Consider the following 17633-nt stretch of genomic DNA (forward strand, 5'->3'; position numbering starts at 1 on the left):
CCCTCCGTCGTGCGCGTGAGCGTCAGGCCGCCTTCGCCTTCGTCGCGTACATGTCCACGTACTCCTGACCGGACAGCTGCATGACCTCCGTCATCACGGAGTCCGTCACCGCCCGCAGCACATAGCGGTCGCGGTCCATGCCCTCGTACCGGGAGAACTCCATCGGCTCGCCGAAGCGGACCGTCACCCGGCCGGGGCGGGGCAGACCCTTGCCGCCCGGCTGGAGCTTGTCGGTGCCGATCATCGCGAAGGGGATGACGGGCGCGCCGGTCATCAGGGTGAGGCGCGCGATGCCCGTACGGCCCCGGTACAGCCGGCCGTCGGGGGAGCGGGTGCCCTCGGGGTAGATGCCGAAGAGCTTGCCCTCCTCCAGGACGCGCCGGCCCGTCATCAGCGCCGCGACACCGCCGTGGCCGCCGTCGCGGTCCACGGGGATCATCCCGGAGCCGGTGAAGAACCAGGCCATCAGACGGCCCTTGATGCCCTTGCCCGTGACGTACTCGTCCTTGCCGATGAAGTAGACGGGGCGCGGGCACACGAGAGGCATGATCATCGAGTCGATGAACGTGAGGTGGTTTCCGGCCATGATGACCGGACCGGTGCCGGGAATGTTCTCTGCGCCTTCCACCCGTGGGCGGAACATCAGACGCAGGATCGGTCCGAGCACAGCCTTGATGAGCGCGAGACGGGACAACGGGCCCTCCGGTGTCAACGGGTCGACGACGAGTATGTGCAGGTGAGGACGATACTCGCGGGTCCCCGCACATCGCACATCGGGTTCACGCACTCGATACGCAGAGTTGACCTGAGTTTGCGTGGTGTTGCCCTTGAAGCGTTTCCCCTGGGACGACCGTATCTCCGTGGGGCGGAAGTGGCGCGTCCTAGTGGCTCTTGTCACGCGCCGCGGTCACGCGCGGCCACGATGTGACGGGCCCCGCGCGGCACACGGATCCCACCGAACGGATCCGGCCCTGCACACCAGTAGCCATCCCGCGTCACCCTTCCGTTCGGCCCAGGGTCTCCCATCCGTCACGCCGCGCCACCTACGATCGTGCCGCTTTGTCAGGTGCAAGGCAGCACATCGGGAGGAGCGCTCTATGGCTACGCAGAAGTCGAGGCAGTCGGGTTCGGGGGAGCAGCGGCCGGCGCGGCGCGCGGTACTGGGAGCGGCGGTTCTCGGGGCGGGCACAGCCGTCGCGGGACTGCCCGGCGTGGCGAGAGCCGACGCGAAGCACGGGCACGGGGGGTACAAGGACCTGCCGGTGCCCACGGTCGTCGCGCACCGCGGCACCAGCGGCTACCGCCCCGAGCACACGCTCGGCTCGTACCAACTCGCCCTCGACATGGGCGCCCACGTCATCGAGCAGGACGTCGTGCCCACCAAGGACGGCCATCTCGTATGCCGTCACGAGAACGACATCACCGCGACGACGGACGTCTCGGCGCACCCCGAGTTCGCGTCCCGCAGGACCACCAAGTCGGTCGACGGCACCTCGCTCACCGGCTGGTTCACCGAGGACTTCACGCTCGCCGAGCTGAAGACGCTGCGTGCCAAGGAGCGCATCCCGGGCACCCGGCAGCGCAACACCCTCTACGACGGCCGCTGGGACGTGCCCACCCTGGAAGAGGTCTTCCGGTGGGCCGACAAGCAGGGCAAGCAGCACGGCAGGCCGATCTGGCTGCACATCGAGACCAAGCACCCCACCTACTTCCGCAAGCTGGGCCTCGGCCTGGAGGAGCCGCTCGCCAAGCTCCTTCGCAAGTACGGGCGGCACAAGAAGAACTCGCCGAACTTCCTGCAGTCCTTCGAGCCCAGCAGCATCCAGCGCCTGAACAAGCTGGTCGACGCGCCGCTGGTGGTGCTCCTGTCCACTGCCGCGTCCCGCCCCTGGGACTTCGTCGAGGCGGGCGACCCGCGCACCGTGGCCGACCTCATCAAGCCCGAGGGCCTGGAGTGGATGGCCGGCTTCGCGCAGGGCATCGGCCCCACCCTCGACCTGGTCATCCCGAAGAAGCCCGACGGCAGCCTCGGCACCCCGTCCACGCTCGTCAAGGACGCGCACGCGGCGGGCCTGGTCCTGCACCCGTACACGATGCGCAACGAGAACACCTTCCTGCCGACGAACTTCAGGAAGGGCACCGACCCGGCCGCCTACGGAGACGCCTTCGGCGCCTTCAAGGCGTACTTCGAGACGGGCATCGACGGCATCTTCACCGACAACTGCGACACGGGCCTGCTGGCCCGCGAGGACTTCCTCAAGGGCTGAGGTTTCCGTCCGGGGCCGACGAGCGGCGTCAACAGTCGGCCCTCCGGCCCCGGTTGGGGTGAGAGACGGCCGCTCCGGCAACCGGCGCCGGGGCGGCCGCGTCACGCGGTGCATGACCCACCAGATCATCCCCGCGCTGCGTCCGCTCCTCGCCGCGGAGGCGTCCGCCGCGGCCCACGGCTCCGGCACCGACCCCTGCGACCTCGAACAGGCCGTCTGGCTGCGCCTCCTGGAGCGGATGGACGCCGACGGCCCGCCCGCCGACCCGGCCGCCTGGCTGAGCGGGGCGGTCGCCGCCGAGGCGAGCCGCAGCCGGCGGACGGCGGAGCGCGAGGTGCGATACGTGACCGAGCCCGCCGACGACACCGAGCGCGGGCCCGAACAGCGGGCGCTGCGCGCCGACCGTGACCGCACCCTGCACGCGGCGGTGCGCAGGCTGCCCGGCCGCTGCCCCGGCCTCATGGCCGCACTCCTGTCTCCCGCGGACCTCACCTACCGGGAGATCGCAGGCGAGTTGGGAATGTCACAGGGCAGTCTGGGGCCGGAACGTTCCCGATGCCTGGGATGCCTGCGCAGAATGCTCGCGGCGGAGGTTGCAGCTCCTGAACCGCGGGGAAAGGAGCGATAGACAACCGGCGGAGCAGGTGAGCGGGAGGCATGCACACATGGGCATGAGCGTGACCATCTCGGCGGCGGACGGCACGGACGCCGAGAAGATCCTCAAACTGCAGTACCTGTGCTACCAGAGCGAGGCCGAGCTGTACGGCGACTACTCCATCGAGCCGCTGACCCAGCCCCTCGACTCCATCAAGGCCGAACTGGCCGCGGGCGACGTCCTGGTGGCACGGCTCGGCGACGAAGTGGTGGCCTCCGTACGTGGATCGGTCGACCCCGACGGCACGGCGCGCATCGACAAACTCATCGTCCACCCCAGAATGCAGCGGCACGGCCTGGGCGGCCGGCTCCTGGACGCGATAGAACAGCGCCTCGGGGCGGGCGGTACGGCCAAGTCCTTCCAGCTGTTCACGGGGCACCGCAGTGAGCAGAATCTGCAGCTCTACCGCAAGCACGGCTATACGGCGGTGCAGACCCGGCACGTGAACGAACGGCTCACGGTGGTCACGCTCGCCAAGGACGCCGAGGCGAACACGTACGCCGCCAGCGTGTGATCCCGTACGGCCGCGGCTCGGGACGCTAGGACCCCTGGGCCGCGGCCTTGCGTGCCTTGTTCAGCCAGAACATCGCCGTCACCGGCAAGATCACCGGAATGAACAGATAGCCCATCCCGAAGTCCGACCACACCGTGGCGTCGGGGAAGGCGGACGGTTCGACCAGGGTCCAGGTGCCCACCGCGAGGACGCCCACCAGCTCGGCGGCGCAGCACACCAGCGCCGCCTTGCGGGCCTTCTCGCCGCCCCGCACCAGCGAGTACGTGATGAAGCCGTAGACGAGGCCCGCGAGCGCGGACAGCGTGTACGCCAGCGGGGCCTTGTGGAAGTCCGAGGAGATCTGCACGGCGGAGCGCGACACCGCGCCGACGACCATCACGCCGTACAGCCACACCAGGAGAATGCCCGGCCCGGTGATCAGCTTCTGCCGGGCGCCCGGCGTCTCTCCCTCTTCGGTCACCGTCACCTCAGCCTCCCCAGATGTCGTAGAGCCGCACCTGGAGCACGGCGAGCACCACGCCACCGGCGGCGACGGTGATGGAGCCCCAACGGGTGCGCTCCGCGAGCGACATGAACCCGGCGGCGGGAACGCAGGCGAAGGAGCCGAGCAGATACGCCACGAAGATCGTCGTGCCCTGGTCGGGCTTCTCGCCGCGGGCCAGCTGGACGATGCCGACGATCAGCTGGACGGTGGCCAGGAAGGTCACCACGCCCATCCCGATGAAGTGCCAGTCCTTGGTCGGCTGGTCCCGGTAGGCGGCGAAACCGCACCACGCGGCGAGCGCGAGCGCGGCCACGGCGGTCGCGATCGTCAGGGCAACAAGCATGCCGTGACTTTATTACGGGTCCTTCGACCCGATGCGCCCGCCCCTGGGGTGCCCCGTAGGCTCGGACACCATGAAGATCCAGGCTGAAGCGCTCCTGTTCGACAACGACGGCACCCTCATCTCCTCCATGGAGTCGGTGTACCGCTGCTGGACCCGCCTGGCGCAGGAGTACGGGATCACCGCCGAGGACTTCGGCAGGGTCGAGCTGCACGGCCGCCCCGCCGTCGAGATCATCCGCGACCTGCTGCCCGCCGAGCGTGTCGCCGAGGCCGTCGCCCGCATCGAGGAGCTGGAGGTCTCGGACGTCGCCGGCGGTGTCGTGCTGCTGCCCGGCACCCGTGAGCTGCTCGAATCGCTGCCCCCGGAGCGCTGGGCCGTCGTCACCTCCGCAGGACGCCGGCTCGCCGAGGCACGGCTCGCCGAGGTCGGCATCCGCCCCGAGATGCTCATCGCCGCCGACGACATCACGCACGGCAAGCCCGACCCGGAGCCCTTCCTCCTCGCGGCCCGGAAACTCGGCGTCGACCCGGCCCGCTGCGTGGTCTTCGAGGACGCGCCCGCCGGTCTCACCGCGGGCCGCGCGGCCGGCATGACGACCGTGGCGTTGACCACAACGCACCAGGCCGACGAGCTCGCCGCCGATGTCACAGACGTCGTCGTCAAGGACCTCTCGGCCGTGTCCGCGCAGGTCATCGCGGGTGGCGTGGAGATCACCGCCCAGGCCTGAGCACCGCCCCGCGGGTGTCCGCGACCGTCCACCGGTTGTCCGTATAGCGGACAACGGTGGCGGGGCGCGAGCCGACGCGTGTTTTACTGGTCCGCATGACCACGACGAGCAACCGCACCCCTGCGACCGAGGCGACCACGACGCCCGGTGCTCGTTGTATGTGTCGAATGTGCGCCTTCTGAGGGCCCCCGCACCACCCCTGAGCATCGCGCCCCGAAGCGAAGCCGCCGTGCCACGCCCCTGCGCCACGTACGCCTTACGTACCTGACGCGGGAAGCGAGCCCGCCCCGCGCACACGTCCCTCCGGTTCTTTTCGCCACCGCGAGAAACCGTGCCGCGTTCCCCACGAATGCCCCGTGCCCGGCTCCACCCGGCCGCGCACTCGACAGTGACGGAAACCCCTGTGATCACCACTTCCGGCCTCACCAAGGTCTACCGCTCACGCGGTCGTGAAGTAACCGCTCTCGACGGCGTCGATCTGCATGTCCGCGAAGGCGAGGTGTACGGCGTCATCGGCCAGTCCGGCGCCGGCAAGTCCTCGCTCATCCGCTGCGTCAACCTCCTGGAGCGCCCCACGTCCGGCACCGTGACGGTGGCCGGCCAGGACCTCACCGCCCTCGCGGGGCGCGGCAGCCGCGCGAGCAAGGAGCTGCGGCGGGCCCGCAGCCGTATCGGCATGGTCTTCCAGCACTTCAACCTGCTGTCGTCGCGCACCGTCCAGGACAACGTCGAGCTGCCCCTGGAGATCCTCGGCCTCAGCGGCGCCGAGCGCTCCCGCAAGGCCCTCGAACTGCTCGACCTGGTCGGCCTCGCCGACAAGGCGAAGTCCTACCCCGCGCAGCTCTCCGGCGGCCAGAAGCAGCGCGTCGGCATCGCCCGCGCGCTCGCCGGCGACCCGAAGGTGCTGCTCTCCGACGAGGCGACCAGCGCCCTCGACCCGGAGACCACCCGCTCCATCCTCCAGCTCCTTCGCGACCTCAACCAGCAGCTCGGCCTGACCGTCCTGCTGATCACGCACGAGATGGACGTCGTCAAGAGCGTCTGCGACTCGGCCGCGCTCATGCAGAACGGGCGGATCGTCGAGTCCGGCACCGTCACCGAGCTGCTCGCGACGCCCGGCTCCGAGCTCGCCACCGCGCTCTTCCCGGTCAGCGGCGACGCCACCGGCGAGGACCGCACCGTCGTCGACGTGACCTTCCACGGCGAGGCCGCGACCCAGCCGGTCATCTCCCAGCTGTCGCGCACGTACAACATCGACATCTCGATCCTCGGCGCCGCGATGGACACCGTCGCGGGCCGCCAGGTCGGCCGCATGCGCATCGAACTGCCCGGCCGCTTCGAGGAGAACGTCGTCCCGATCGGCTTCCTGCGCGAGCAGGGCCTTCAGGTCGATGTCGCAGGACAGGAAGCGCCTGTACCGCAGGACGCCACGCTGCTGGTCAAGGAAGGTGCCAAGTGACCTGGTCGGAGATGCAGCCCCTGCTGGAGCAGGCGTGTTGGGACACCCTCTACATGGTCGGCTGGTCGACGCTCATAGCCGTCGTCGCCGGACTGCCGCTCGGTATCCTGCTCGTCCTCACCGAGCGCGGCGGGCTGCTGCAGAACGCCTTCCTCAACAAGGTGATCGGGCAGATCGTGAACATCGTGCGCTCGATGCCCTTCATCATCCTCATGGTCGCGCTGATGGGCTTCACGCGCTGGGTCGTCGGCACCACGATCGGCCGCGAGGCCGCCCTCGTGCCGCTCGCCATCGGCGCCATCCCGTTCTTCGCACGACTCGTGGAGACCTCGATCCGTGAGGTCGACGGCGGGCTCGTCGAGGCCGTCCAGTCGATGGGCGGCTCCACCTGGACCGTCGTACGCAAGGTCCTCGTCCCGGAGTCGCTGCCCTCGCTGATCGCGGGCGCCACCACCACGATCGTCGCGCTCATCGGCTACTCCGCGATGGCGGGCACGGTCGGCGGCGGCGGACTCGGCGACCTCGCGCTGCGCTACGGCTACCAGCGCTTCGAGACCGAGCTGATGTGGATCACCGTGGCGATCCTCGCCGTGGTCATCTCGATCATCCAGTTCGCGGGCGACTACGCGGCCCGCAGGCTGCACCAGCGAGGCGGCAAATCCGGCGCCGCGCCGCGCCTGCGCTTCCTCAAGGTCGCGCCCTCGAAGGCTTCCTGAACCCACCCCGCACACCCACGCGGGGCCGCACCACAGAGCACCACAGAGCACCACCCATGGAGAAAGGCACTTTTCGTGCGTAACACCGCCAAGATCACCACCGCTGTCCTCGCCACCGGCGCCCTCACCCTCGGGCTCTCCGCCTGCGGCTCCGACAAGGACTCCGCAGGGGACAAGGACGGCAAGCTCGTCGTCGCCGCCACCCCGACGCCGCAGGGCGAGATCCTGGACTACGTCCAGAAGAACCTCGCCAAGAAGGCCGGCCTCGACCTCGAGGTCAAGGAGTTCACCGACTACGTCACGCCGAACACCGCCGTCCAGCAGGGCGAGGTCTTCGCGAACTACTTCCAGCACAAGCCGTACCTGGACGACTTCAACAAGAAGAACGGCACGGACATCGTGCCCGTCCCCGGTGCCACGGTTCACCTGGAGCCCCTCGGCGTCTACTCCAAGAGCCTCAAGAAGCTCGGTGACCTGAAGGACGGCGCCACCGTCGCCGTCCCGAACGACACCACCAACGAGGCCCGCGCGCTCAAGCTCCTCGCCGACAACGGCATCATCGAGCTGAAGAAGGGCGTCGGCTACGAGGCCACCCCCAAGGACATCGCCAAGAACCCCAAGAACATCAAGTTCAAGGAGCTCGAGGCCCCCACGCTGCCGCGCAGCCTGGGTGACGTCGACGCCGCGGTGATCAACGGCAACTACGCCCTGGAGGCCAAGCCCGCGCTCAGCCCCGCCAAGGACGCCATCGTCGCCGAGTCCGCCAAGGACAACCCCTACGGCAACTTCCTCGCCGTGAAGAAGGGCGACGAGAACGACCCGCGCGTGAAGAAGCTCGCCAAGCTCCTCACCTCGCCCGAGGTCAAGAAGTTCATCGACGACAAGTACGACGGCGCCGTCGTCGCGGCGTTCTGATCATGCGTACGTCCGTCATCGCCGCCGGGGCGGGCACCCTGGCCCTCGGCCTCGGCCTCACCGCGTGCGGCGCCGGATCGGACGGCGGCTCGGGAGGCTCCGACGACACGCTCGTCGTCGGGGCCACCCCGACCCCGGCCGGCGAAGTCCTCACGTACGTCAAGGAGAACCTCGCGAAGAAGGCGGGACTCGACCTGCGGATCACGGAGTTCACGGACTACGTCTCGCCGAACACCGCGCTCCAGGAGGGCTCCCTCGACGCCAACCTGTACCAGCACACCCCGTACCTGGAGGACTTCAACGAGTCCAAGGACACGGACCTGGCACCGGTCGCCGAGGTGTACCTGCCTCCGATGGGCGTGTACGCGAAGCAGCTGAAGGACGTCTCCGGGCTCCGCTCCGGCGCCACCGTCGGCGTGCCCAACGACACGACCAACGAGGGCCGGGCGCTCCAACTCCTCGCGTCCAAGGGCGTCATCGGGCTCAAGAAGGGCGTCGGCGGCACCGCGACGCCCGAGGACATCACGTCCAACCCGAAGAAGCTCACCGTCAAGCCGCTCGACCCCGCGCAGCTGCCCCGCTCGCTCGACGACCTCGACGCGGCGGTCATCAACAACAACTACGCGCTCGACGCCGGCTTGAGCCCCAAGAAGGACGCCATCCTTCTGGAGTCACCCAAGGGCAACCCGTACAACAACGTGCTCGCCGTCAAGAAGGGCGACGAGGACGACCCACGGGTCGAGAAGCTGGCGAAACTGCTCACTTCACCCGAGGTCAAGCGGTTCATCGAGGACAAGTACAAGGGCTCCGTCCTGCCCGTTTCGGCGAGCTGACGCACAGTCCGTTTCCGTCCCCACCACGGGGTCCGTTCCAGCTGAAGGAGCGGACCCCGTGGTGCGTCCGCGCCGAGACATGCTGCATGCTGGGCTCTTCAGCAGGCCCGAGGGTTCCAGGTTACGGAGCAGCGCATGACTACCACCTTCCCCGACATCTCCATCAGCACGGAGCGGTTGGTGCTGCGCCCGTTCGAGGACGCCGACGTCCCCGCGTACGCGGAGATGATGAACGACGAGCTGGTCACCGCCTGGACCTCCGTGCCCCAGCCGTACACCGAGGACCACGCCCGCCGGTGGATCACCGACCTCGCGCCCGCCGAGCGCACCGAGGGCCGCGGCATCGTCCTCGCCGTCACCGAGTTCCTCACCCAGCGCCTGGTCGGCATCGTCCAGCTGCGGGACACCGACTGGCGGGTGCGCTCCAGCGAACTCAGCTACGTCGTCGCCCCCTGGGCCCGCGGCGAGGGCTATGCGTCGGAGGCGGCGCTCGCCACCGCCCAGTGGCTCTTCAACGACCAGCGCTTCGAACGCATCGAGCTGCGCACCGCCGCCGACAACACCGCCGCCCAGCAGGTCGCGCAGAAGATCGGCTGCATCAGCGAGGGCGTCCTGCGGGGCGCCTGGATAGCGCGTACGCGCAACGGCGGCGACCCCTTCGGCGGCTGGCTCGACGTGCGGACCGACCTCATCGTGTGGAGCCTGCTCCCGGAGGACCTGGAGGGCGTCGGCGAGCAGCTCGCGGACAGCGGGTTCAGCGCGTTCTCCGACTGGAACTGACCCCTCGGGCGCCGCCCGGACCCACCAGGTACGCTCGCCCCTGGCCGCACCTCCGGTTGCCCCCTGCACCAAAACCCGGCCCCTTCACGCTTTGCCGACCCGCGAGACCCAGGAGACAGACGACGATGGCCGACCGGGTCACGGTGATCGGCTGGGACGGCTCGCCGCTGACCGCCGCGGCGCGCTCGGCGCTCGGCGCCGCGACGCTCGTCGCGGGCGCCGCCCACCATCTGGCACTCGCCGAGGTCCCGCAGGGCGCCGAAAGGATCCGCCTGGGCAGCGTGAGCCTGGCCGCCCGCCGGATCGCCGCCCACCGCGGCACCGCGGTGGTCCTCGCGGACGGCGACCCCGGCTTCTTCGGCGTCGTCCGCACCCTGCGCGCCCCCGAGTTCGGCCTCGAGGTCGAGGTCGTGCCCGCCGTGTCCTCGGTCGCCCAGGCCTTCGCCCGCGCAGGGATGCCCTGGGACGACGCCCAGGTCGTCGTCGCCCACCCGCGCACCCTGCGCCGGGCCGTGAATGTCTGCCGCGCCCACACCAAGGTCGCCGTCCTCACCTCGCCCGGCGCGGGCCCCGCCGAACTCGGACTGCTGCTCCAGGGCGTCCACCGCACCTTCGTGATCTGCGAGGAGCTCGGCACCGAGCGTGAGCAGGTCACCGTCCTCACCTCGGACAAGGCCGCCGACCACACCTGGCGCGACCCGAACGTCGTCATCGCCATCGGCGGCCCGGTCGCCGCGTCCGACACCGGCTGGATCGCGGGCCGCGATCCGGGCGCCCCGCGCGGCTGGGCGCTGCCCGCCGACGTGTACGGCGGCGACGCGCGGCTCGGCGAGGGCGAGAGTGAGCGGCTGCGGGCCGCCCAACTCGCCCGCATCGGCCCGCGCGTGGGCGACCTCGTCTGGGACATCGGCTGCGGCAGCGGCGCCTTCAGCACGGAGGCCGCGCGATTCGGCGCCGCCGTCATCGCCGTCGACCGCGATCCGGACGCCTGCGCCCGCACCACGGCCGTTTCACGCCATTTCGGCGTACAGCCGCAGATCGTGCACGGCACCGCCCCGCACATCCTCGAGGATCTGCCCGAGCCCGACGTCGTACGCGTCGGGGGCGGCGGAGCCGAAGTGGTCTCCGCCGTCGCCGACCGCCGCCCGGCCCGCATAGTGACGCACGCTTCCACGCGCGACGAGGCCGAACTCATCGGCAGGGACCTGACGGAGCACGGATACGCGGTGGAGTGCGCGCTGCTCCAGTCCGTCGAGCTGGACACGCGCGCGTGGACAGAACGCGAACGGACCGTCGTCTTCGTGCTGTCCGGACTGCTGCCCGATCGCGCCCCGTGACCCTGTGGCCGCGCGGTGCGAGGTAGGCTGGCCGATCGTTGTACCGCACCAGAGCGTCCGGCAAATAGTTGGTCAATGTCCGGAAAGCTCGCCCGTTTTGGGGGGTGTGTGGTACGGCATGACCGGAGGGCGCGCAACGTGGCGCAGTCCACAGCGAACCCTTGCGGATCAAGCTGCCGCGAGGGCGGCCCGACCGCGACAATGCCTGTTGTCCGTACGCGGTTCGTGCCGCGCGGCGCGCACGCTCGTTGAGAATGACGGGCGGTTGGTGCGCCGCTCCGGGCAATGGGGCTTCCCCGGCCGAAGGCTGAGGGGCGGTCGAAGAAGCACTAACCGATGGGCGAGGGGTTAAGCATGACCGACACCGGCCAGGTCCCGGCCGAGGGACTGCCGGAGAACGCAGGCTTGGTGGAGCAGCCGGGCGTCCCCGCCCCGGGTGCGTACACCTACCTCGACCCCTCCGAGAATCCCGCCGAGACCGTCGCGTCCGCCGAGGACGACGACCTGCTCCTGATGCCGGGCGCGCAGGGTGCCTGGAGCGAGCCGCAGCAGGGCGCGCCGCTGGGTGTCGCCCCGCAGCAGGGCGCGCAGCCCGTCGCGGCTCCGGCCGCCGCGTACGTCGACCAGTCGGCCGCGGGTCAGTATGCGGGCCAGCCGGTGGCGCAGCCGCAGGTCGCACAGGCGCAGCCCCAGGCCGTGCGGGCGCAGGCCGCGCACCAGCCGGGTCCGCACGAGACGGCGGGGCGCGACAGCGGCTCGGTCGATCTGAACGGCGTCCAGCTGCCGGGCACGGCGACTCCGCCGCCCGCGTCGCACGCGGGTCCCGCCCGCCGCCCGCTGCACCGTGGACCCTCGGGGCCCGTCGTGCCCGACGGCACGGGAAGTCCCGTACGGTCGCTGGCCGACCGGGGCCCCGCCGGAGCGCCGCAGCACGTGGCGCCGGTGCGGCACGCGGGTCCGCCGACCACGGGGCCCGAGTACCTGGACGTCCCGCGCGAGGGCGAGGGGATGCAGCCGGGTCCGCAGCTCGGCGAGATTCCGCCCCAGGGGGCCACGCCGTGGATGCCGCAGCCGGAGCCGCAGGTGCCTGCGCAGGCGGAGCACGCCGTTCAGGGCGAGCAGCCCGCGCAGCCCGTGCCGGCTGAAGCGCCGGTTCAGGCGCCGGTCCAGATGGCTCCGGTGGAGCAGCCCGCGCAGCCGGTCGCACCAGCAGAAACGGTCGTCCCAGAGGCCACCCCCGTACCGCAGAACGCACACGCCACACAGGGCGCGCAGGAACCGCAGGGCGCACAGGCCGCGCAGGAGACGCCCGTCGCCGAGCAGGCGCAGGCCGCGCAGCCCGCGCCCGTCACTGAGCTGCCGGAGCCCGTTCCCGCGGCTGCCCCCGCCCCGGAGGCCGTGCTGGCGCCGCCCGTCGCCGAGCAGCCGGTGCCGGTGCAGGGCCAGCAGCAGTTCGCCGTGGCCGCAGCGCAGCCCTGGGCGGACGCGCCTGCCATGGGCAGCGGACACCTCCCGCACGCCGGGCAGGGCCCGCACATCCCGCAGGACGCTCAGCAGGCAGAGCCTGTCGTGGCCCATGAGCCCGCGCCGCTCGGCCAGTTCGTGCCGGTCGAGGGCTCGGTGCCGACCACGCCCCACCTGGCGCCGACCCCTCCGCACCCGGTGGTCGTGGCCCCGGAGCACTTCGAGGCCCCGCAGCCCGAGGCCGCCGAGCCCGAGCCCGCCGCCGAGGCGGAGCCGCTCGCGGTCGCACCGCAGGCCGAGGCCCCGCAGACGCCGGAAGTCCTGGACACCCCGGCCCCCGTGGAGGCCGCGGAGGCCGCGGAGGTCGTGGAGGCCCCCGAGACTGCACCGGCCCCCGAGACGGCACTGGCCCGCGAGACCGAGCCGATCGCCGAGGCCGCGCCGGTCACCGACGCCCCCGAGGTCATCGAGACCCCGGAGATTCCTGAGATCACCGAGGCCGTCGAGGCCGTCGAGACCGTCGAAGCCCCCGAGATCCTCGAGCCCGCACCGCAGCCCGCGGCCACCGTCCCCGCCCCGCGTGACGGCGCGGAGCCCGCGGCTGAGGCGCCCGTGCCGGACGCGGCGGCAACTCCCGTACCGGAGCAGCCGGAAGAGCCCGTCGAGGCGCCCGAGCCGGTCGTGGCCGAGGCACCTGTAGTGGTCGGACCGGAGGCCGCGGCCGAGCCCGCCGAAGCAGCCGAGCCCGTCCAGGCCGACGGCCAGGCGGAGCCCCTGGAAACTCCCGCCGCCGACGTGACGGAGTCCGCCGCCGCTCCCGGCTACGAGGACGCCGAGCGCGAGGCCGTGCTGCGCGTGATGCGCGAGCGCCGCGACATCCGCAACGGCTTCCGCAGCGACCCGATCCCGCACGAGGTCCTCCTGCGCGTCCTGGAGGCGGCCCACACCGCGCCGTCCGTCGGCCACTCGCAGCCCTGGGACTTCGTCGTCATCCGCTCGGCGGAGACCCGGCGCACCATGCACGAGCTGGCGATGCGCCAGAAGGACGCGTACGCCAAGTCGCTCCCCAAGGGCCGAGCGAAGCAGTTCAAGGAACTGAAGATCGAGGCGATCCTCGACACCCCGGTGAACATCGTCGTCACCGCCGACCCGACCCGCGGCGGCCGGCACACCCTGGGCCGCCACACGCAGCCGCAGATGGCTCCGTACTCCTCGGCCCTCGCCGTCGAGAACCTCTGGCTCGCCGCGCGCGCCGAGGGCCTCGGTGTCGGCTGGGTCAGCTTCTTCGACGAACGCGAGATGGTCAGGACCCTCGGTCTTCCCGAGCACCTCGAAGTGGTGGCCTATCTCTGTGTCGGATACGTCGACGAGTTCCCGGAGGAGCCCGAGCTGATGCAGGCAGGCTGGTCCAAGCGCCGCCCGCTCTCCTGGGTCGTACACGAGGAGACGTACGGCCGGCGCGCGCTGCCCGGCGAGGACCCGCACGACCTGCTGGCCGAGACCGTCTCCAACATCCGCCCGCTGGACGCGAAGGCGCTCGGCGAGGCCTGGGAACGCCAGAAGCGGATGACGAAGCCGCCGGGCGCGCTCGGCATGCTGGAGATCATCTCCGCGCAGCTGTCCGGCCTGTCCCGGCAGTGCCCGCCGCCGATCCCGGAGCCCGCGGCCGTCGCGATCTTCGCGGGCGACCACGGCGTGCACGCCCAGGGCGTCACGGCCTGGCCCCAGGAGGTGACGGCCCAGATGGTCGCCAACTTCCTCGGCGGCGGGGCTGTCTGCAACGCCTTCGCCAACCAGGTGGGCGCCGAGGTCTGCGTCATCGACGTGGGCGTGGCCAGTGAACTCCCGGCAACCCCCGGCCTGTTGCCCCGCAAGGTCCGCGCGGGCACGGCCGACATGACGACCGGGCCCGCCCTGACCCGCGAAGAGGTCAAGGCGGCCATCGAGGTCGGCATCGAGACGGCCCGCGATCTCGTCGCGGCGGGCAACAAGGCGCTTCTCACCGGCGAGATGGGCATCGCGAACACGACCGCGTCCGCGGCCCTGATCTCCGTCTACACGGACACGGACGCGGCCGAGGTCACCGGCCGCGGCACCGGCATCAACGACGAGATGCACACCCGCAAGGTCGAGGTCGTCCGCCGCGCCCTGGAGCTCCACAATCCGGACCCGGCGGACCCGGTCGGCGTCCTCGCGGCCATCGGCGGCCTGGAGCACGCGGCGATGGTCGGCCTCCTCCTGGGGGGCGCGTCCCTGCGGACCCCCGTCATCCTGGACGGCGTCAGCGCCGGCGCCGCCGCCCTGGTCGCCCGCGCCATCGCCCCCGAGGTGCTCGCGGCCTGCATCGCGGGCCACCGCAGCGCGGAGCCGGGCCACGTGGCGGCCCTGAACAAGCTGGGCCTGCGCCCCCTGGTCGACCTGGACCTCCGCCTCGGCGAGGGCACGGGCGCCCTGCTTGCCCTCCCGGTGGTGCAGAGCGCGGCCCGCGCCATGCACGAGGTGGCGACGTTCGACTCGGCGGGCGTCACCGAGAAGTAGCCACGCCCGACACGGGGTGGGCAGGCCTCACACAGTCCCTGCCCACCCGCTGAGCCGCCCCGTTGGCGGGGCGGACCCGCAGACCTCGCCCACCTGTTGACCCGCCCCGTTTGTGGTGTGTCCCGCAGACCCCGCCCACCCCTTGCCCGGCCCCGTTTGTGGGCAGGCGTTCCGCACGGCGAGTGGGGTCTCCCCTGCTCGAGCGAAGCCGAGAGCTTGGGGAAGGGTGGGCACAAACGCCCACGGTCCGCAGCCGAAGTCGGGCCTGGGGCGAAGCTCCAGTTTTCGGGAAGGGGCGGGCTTGGGGAAGGAAACACCACCCCCGCCCAGCCATACTGAACCCGCACGTCAGAACAGCAGCCGCTCCACCGCCGCAGCGGCAGCCGCAGAGCAACGCAGCGCCCCGCACGGAGGAGCCCCGCCATGGCAGAAAACCCCGCCTACCCCGTAGGCCTCCGCCTCACCGGCCGCCGAACGATCGTCCTCGGCGGCGGCCAGGTCGCCCAGCGCCGCCTCCCCGCCCTCATCGCGGCCGGCGCCGACATCCTCCTCGTATCGCCGAGCGCGACCCCCTCCGTGGAGGCGATGGCGGACGCGGGCGAGATCACCTGGGAGCGCCGCCGGTACGCGGAGGGCGACCTCAAGGACGCCTGGTACGCCCTCATCGCCACCGGCGACACGGAGGCGAACACCGCCGCCTCCGCCGAAGCGGAGGCGAACCGCGTCTGGTGCGTCCGCTCCGACGACGCGGACGCCGCCACCGCCCTGACCCCCGCCACCGGCCGCTCCGAAGGCGTCACGGTCGCCGTCCTCACCACGGACATCCACGACCGCGACCCCCGCCGCACCGCCGCCATCCGCGACGCCCTCGTCGAGGGCCTGCGCGACGGCAGCCTCGTGGCCCCGCACCAGCGCAGCCGCACCCCCGGCGTCGCGCTCGTCGGCGGCGGCCCCGGCGACCCGGACCTGATCACGATCCGCGGCCGCCGGCTGCTCGCCGAGGCGGACGTCGTCATCGCCGACCGGCTCGGCCCGCGCGACCTCCTCGACGAACTGCCGCCGCACGTCGAGGTGATCGACGCCGCGAAGATCCCGTACGGCCGTTTCATGGCCCAGGAGGCCATCAACAACGCGCTCATCGAGCACGCCAAGCAGGGCAAGTCGGTGGTCCGGCTCAAGGGCGGCGACCCGTTCGTCTTCGGCCGCGGCATGGAGGAGGCGCAGGCGCTCGCCGAGGCGGGCATCTCCTGCACCGTCGTACCCGGCATCTCCAGCTCGATCTCGGTCCCGGGTGCCGCGGGCATCCCCGTCACGCACCGCGGTGTCGCGCACGAGTTCACCGTCGTCAGCGGTCACGTCGCGCCGGACGACGAGCGCTCCCTGGTCGACTGGCCGTCCCTGGCCAAGCTGCGCGGCACCCTCGTGGTCCTGATGGGCGTGGACAAGATCGGCAAGATCGCCGAGGCGCTCGTCGCCCATGGCCGGTCGCCCGAAACCCCCGTCGCCCTGATCCAGGAGGGCACCACCGCGGCCCAGCGCCGCGTGGACGCCACGCTCGCCACGGTCGCCGCCCAGGTCGCGGCGCACGAGGTGAGGCCCCCGGCGGTCATCGTCATCGGCGAGGTGGTGAACGTGGGCCCGGGCGACCCCGCGTGACCGCGCGCACCCCCGCGTAACCACCACGAGCCCCAACGTAACCACCGGTAACCCAACCCGCCCCCGGGCGTTGGCACCGCACCCAGGACAAGGCAGTATCACCCTGTGGCTGATCTCATCACCGTTGACGACCCCGCCGACCCGCGGCTGCGCGACTACACGGGTCTGACCGACGTCGAACTGCGCCGCAAGCGCGAACCCGCCGAAGGCCTGTTCATCGCCGAGGGCGAGAAGGTGATCCGGCGGGCCAAGCAGGCCGGCTACGAGATGCGCTCGATGCTGCTCTCCGCGAAGTGGGTCGACGTCATGCGCGACGTCATCGACGAGGTCCCGGCACCCGTGTACGCGGTCAACCCGGACCTCGCCGAGCAGGTCACCGGCTACCACGTGCACCGCGGCGCCCTCGCCTCGATGCAGCGCAAGCCGTTGCCGACCGCCGACGAACTCCTGACCACGGCCCGCCGGGTCGTGGTCATGGAGTCGGTCAACGACCACACCAACATCGGCGCGATCTTCCGCAGCGCTGCCGCCCTCGGCATGGACGCCGTCCTGCTCTCGCCGGACTGCGCCGACCCGCTCTACCGGCGCTCGGTGAAGGTCTCCATGGGCGCGGTCTTCTCCGTCCCGTACGCCCGCCTGGAATCCTGGCCCAAGGGCCTGGAGGGCGTACGCGAGGCGGGATTCAACCTCCTCGCGCTCACCCCGGACGAGAAGGCGAAGACCCTGGACGAGGCGGCGCCGCACCGCATGGACCGGGTCGCGCTGATGCTCGGCGCGGAGGGCGAGGGCCTCTCCACGCAGGCGCTGATGGCGGCCGACGAATGGGTCCGCATCCCGATGGCCCATGGGGTCGACTCGCTCAACGTGGGCGCGGCGGCCGCGGTCGCCTTCTACGCGGTGGCGACGGGCCGCCCCAACCTCTGACCGCCTAGGGCCTGTCCGGCG

General features: G+C 71.5%; 16 protein-coding genes. 13 read left to right on the forward strand and 3 right to left on the reverse strand.

Annotation, left to right across the window (positions count from 1 at the left end):
- Nucleotides 1–22: 22 nt before the first annotated feature.
- Entirely contained in the window at nucleotides 23–712 is a 690-nt protein-coding gene (locus tag ACIBKX_RS27700) for a lysophospholipid acyltransferase family protein (RefSeq protein ID WP_363274386.1), read from the reverse strand.
- A 385-nt stretch (nucleotides 713–1097) separates the two neighbouring features.
- On the opposite strand from ACIBKX_RS27700, the gene ACIBKX_RS27705 reads away from it, so the two are divergent.
- The 3 genes from ACIBKX_RS27705 (at nucleotide 1098) to ACIBKX_RS27715 (ending at nucleotide 3436) form a co-directional block, all read left to right on the forward strand.
- The gene (locus ACIBKX_RS27705; RefSeq protein WP_363274387.1) at nucleotides 1098–2267 is read left to right on the forward strand and encodes a glycerophosphodiester phosphodiesterase; all 1170 of its coding nucleotides are present in this window, start codon (nucleotides 1098–1100) and stop codon (nucleotides 2265–2267) included.
- Between the two features lie 112 nt (nucleotides 2268–2379).
- Nucleotides 2380–2895 carry a sigma-70 family RNA polymerase sigma factor gene (locus ACIBKX_RS27710; RefSeq protein WP_363274388.1) on the forward strand — a complete coding sequence of 172 codons (516 nt, stop codon included), beginning with the start codon at nucleotides 2380–2382 and terminating at the stop codon, nucleotides 2893–2895.
- A gap of 37 nt (nucleotides 2896–2932) precedes the next feature.
- Nucleotides 2933–3436, forward strand: coding sequence for a GNAT family N-acetyltransferase (locus ACIBKX_RS27715; protein WP_363274389.1), 504 nt, complete (start codon nucleotides 2933–2935; stop codon nucleotides 3434–3436).
- Nucleotides 3437–3461: 25 nt separating this feature from the next.
- Here ACIBKX_RS27715 and ACIBKX_RS27720 read toward each other — a convergent pair whose 3' ends face one another.
- Together ACIBKX_RS27720 and ACIBKX_RS27725 are read right to left on the reverse strand one after the other, a co-directional pair.
- Nucleotides 3462–3902: a hypothetical protein gene (locus tag ACIBKX_RS27720; RefSeq protein ID WP_399376275.1), complete on the reverse strand. Its 441-nt coding sequence runs from the start codon at nucleotides 3900–3902 to the stop codon at nucleotides 3462–3464.
- A 1-nt stretch (nucleotide 3903) separates the two neighbouring features.
- Nucleotides 3904–4263 (reverse strand): hypothetical protein, encoded by a 360-nt coding sequence (locus ACIBKX_RS27725; protein WP_363274390.1) that lies wholly within the window; start codon nucleotides 4261–4263, stop codon nucleotides 3904–3906.
- A gap of 70 nt (nucleotides 4264–4333) precedes the next feature.
- On the opposite strand from ACIBKX_RS27725, the gene ACIBKX_RS27730 reads away from it, so the two are divergent.
- The 10 genes from ACIBKX_RS27730 (at nucleotide 4334) to ACIBKX_RS27775 (ending at nucleotide 17612) form a co-directional block, all read left to right on the forward strand.
- Nucleotides 4334–4990, forward strand: coding sequence for an HAD family hydrolase (locus tag ACIBKX_RS27730; protein ID WP_363274391.1), 657 nt, complete (start codon nucleotides 4334–4336; stop codon nucleotides 4988–4990).
- Between the two features lie 403 nt (nucleotides 4991–5393).
- The gene (locus ACIBKX_RS27735; RefSeq protein WP_363274392.1) at nucleotides 5394–6449 is read left to right on the forward strand and encodes an ATP-binding cassette domain-containing protein; all 1056 of its coding nucleotides are present in this window, start codon (nucleotides 5394–5396) and stop codon (nucleotides 6447–6449) included.
- On the forward strand, nucleotides 6446–7165 hold the full coding sequence (locus ACIBKX_RS27740; RefSeq protein WP_363274393.1) for a methionine ABC transporter permease: 720 nt from the start codon (nucleotides 6446–6448) through the stop codon (nucleotides 7163–7165). The genes ACIBKX_RS27735 and ACIBKX_RS27740 overlap by 4 nt, the downstream gene beginning before the upstream one ends.
- A 75-nt stretch (nucleotides 7166–7240) precedes the next feature.
- The gene (locus ACIBKX_RS27745; RefSeq protein WP_363274394.1) at nucleotides 7241–8080 is read left to right on the forward strand and encodes a MetQ/NlpA family ABC transporter substrate-binding protein; all 840 of its coding nucleotides are present in this window, start codon (nucleotides 7241–7243) and stop codon (nucleotides 8078–8080) included.
- 2 nt (nucleotides 8081–8082) lie between these two features.
- Entirely contained in the window at nucleotides 8083–8913 is an 831-nt protein-coding gene (locus ACIBKX_RS27750; protein ID WP_363274395.1) for a MetQ/NlpA family ABC transporter substrate-binding protein, read from the forward strand.
- A gap of 135 nt (nucleotides 8914–9048) precedes the next feature.
- On the forward strand, nucleotides 9049–9693 hold the full coding sequence (locus ACIBKX_RS27755; protein WP_363274396.1) for a GNAT family N-acetyltransferase: 645 nt from the start codon (nucleotides 9049–9051) through the stop codon (nucleotides 9691–9693).
- A gap of 125 nt (nucleotides 9694–9818) precedes the next feature.
- Complete coding sequence (gene cbiE / locus ACIBKX_RS27760) at nucleotides 9819–11030, forward strand: precorrin-6y C5,15-methyltransferase (decarboxylating) subunit CbiE (RefSeq protein WP_363274397.1); 1212 nt, start codon at nucleotides 9819–9821, stop codon at nucleotides 11028–11030.
- Between the two features lie 354 nt (nucleotides 11031–11384).
- Nucleotides 11385–15032, forward strand: a complete 3648-nt coding sequence (gene cobT / locus ACIBKX_RS27765) for a nicotinate-nucleotide--dimethylbenzimidazole phosphoribosyltransferase (protein WP_363274398.1) — start codon at nucleotides 11385–11387, stop codon at nucleotides 15030–15032.
- Between the two features lie 423 nt (nucleotides 15033–15455).
- Complete coding sequence (cobA, locus tag ACIBKX_RS27770; RefSeq protein WP_363274399.1) at nucleotides 15456–16688, forward strand: uroporphyrinogen-III C-methyltransferase; 1233 nt, start codon at nucleotides 15456–15458, stop codon at nucleotides 16686–16688.
- 105 nt (nucleotides 16689–16793) lie between these two features.
- Nucleotides 16794–17612 (forward strand): RNA methyltransferase, encoded by an 819-nt coding sequence (locus ACIBKX_RS27775; RefSeq protein WP_363274400.1) that lies wholly within the window; start codon nucleotides 16794–16796, stop codon nucleotides 17610–17612.
- The last annotated feature ends 21 nt before the right edge of the window (nucleotides 17613–17633 follow it).

Origin of the sequence: Streptomyces sp. NPDC050658 (assembly GCF_044457025.1) — a bacterium.
Lineage (GTDB): Bacteria > Actinomycetota > Actinomycetes > Streptomycetales > Streptomycetaceae > Streptomyces.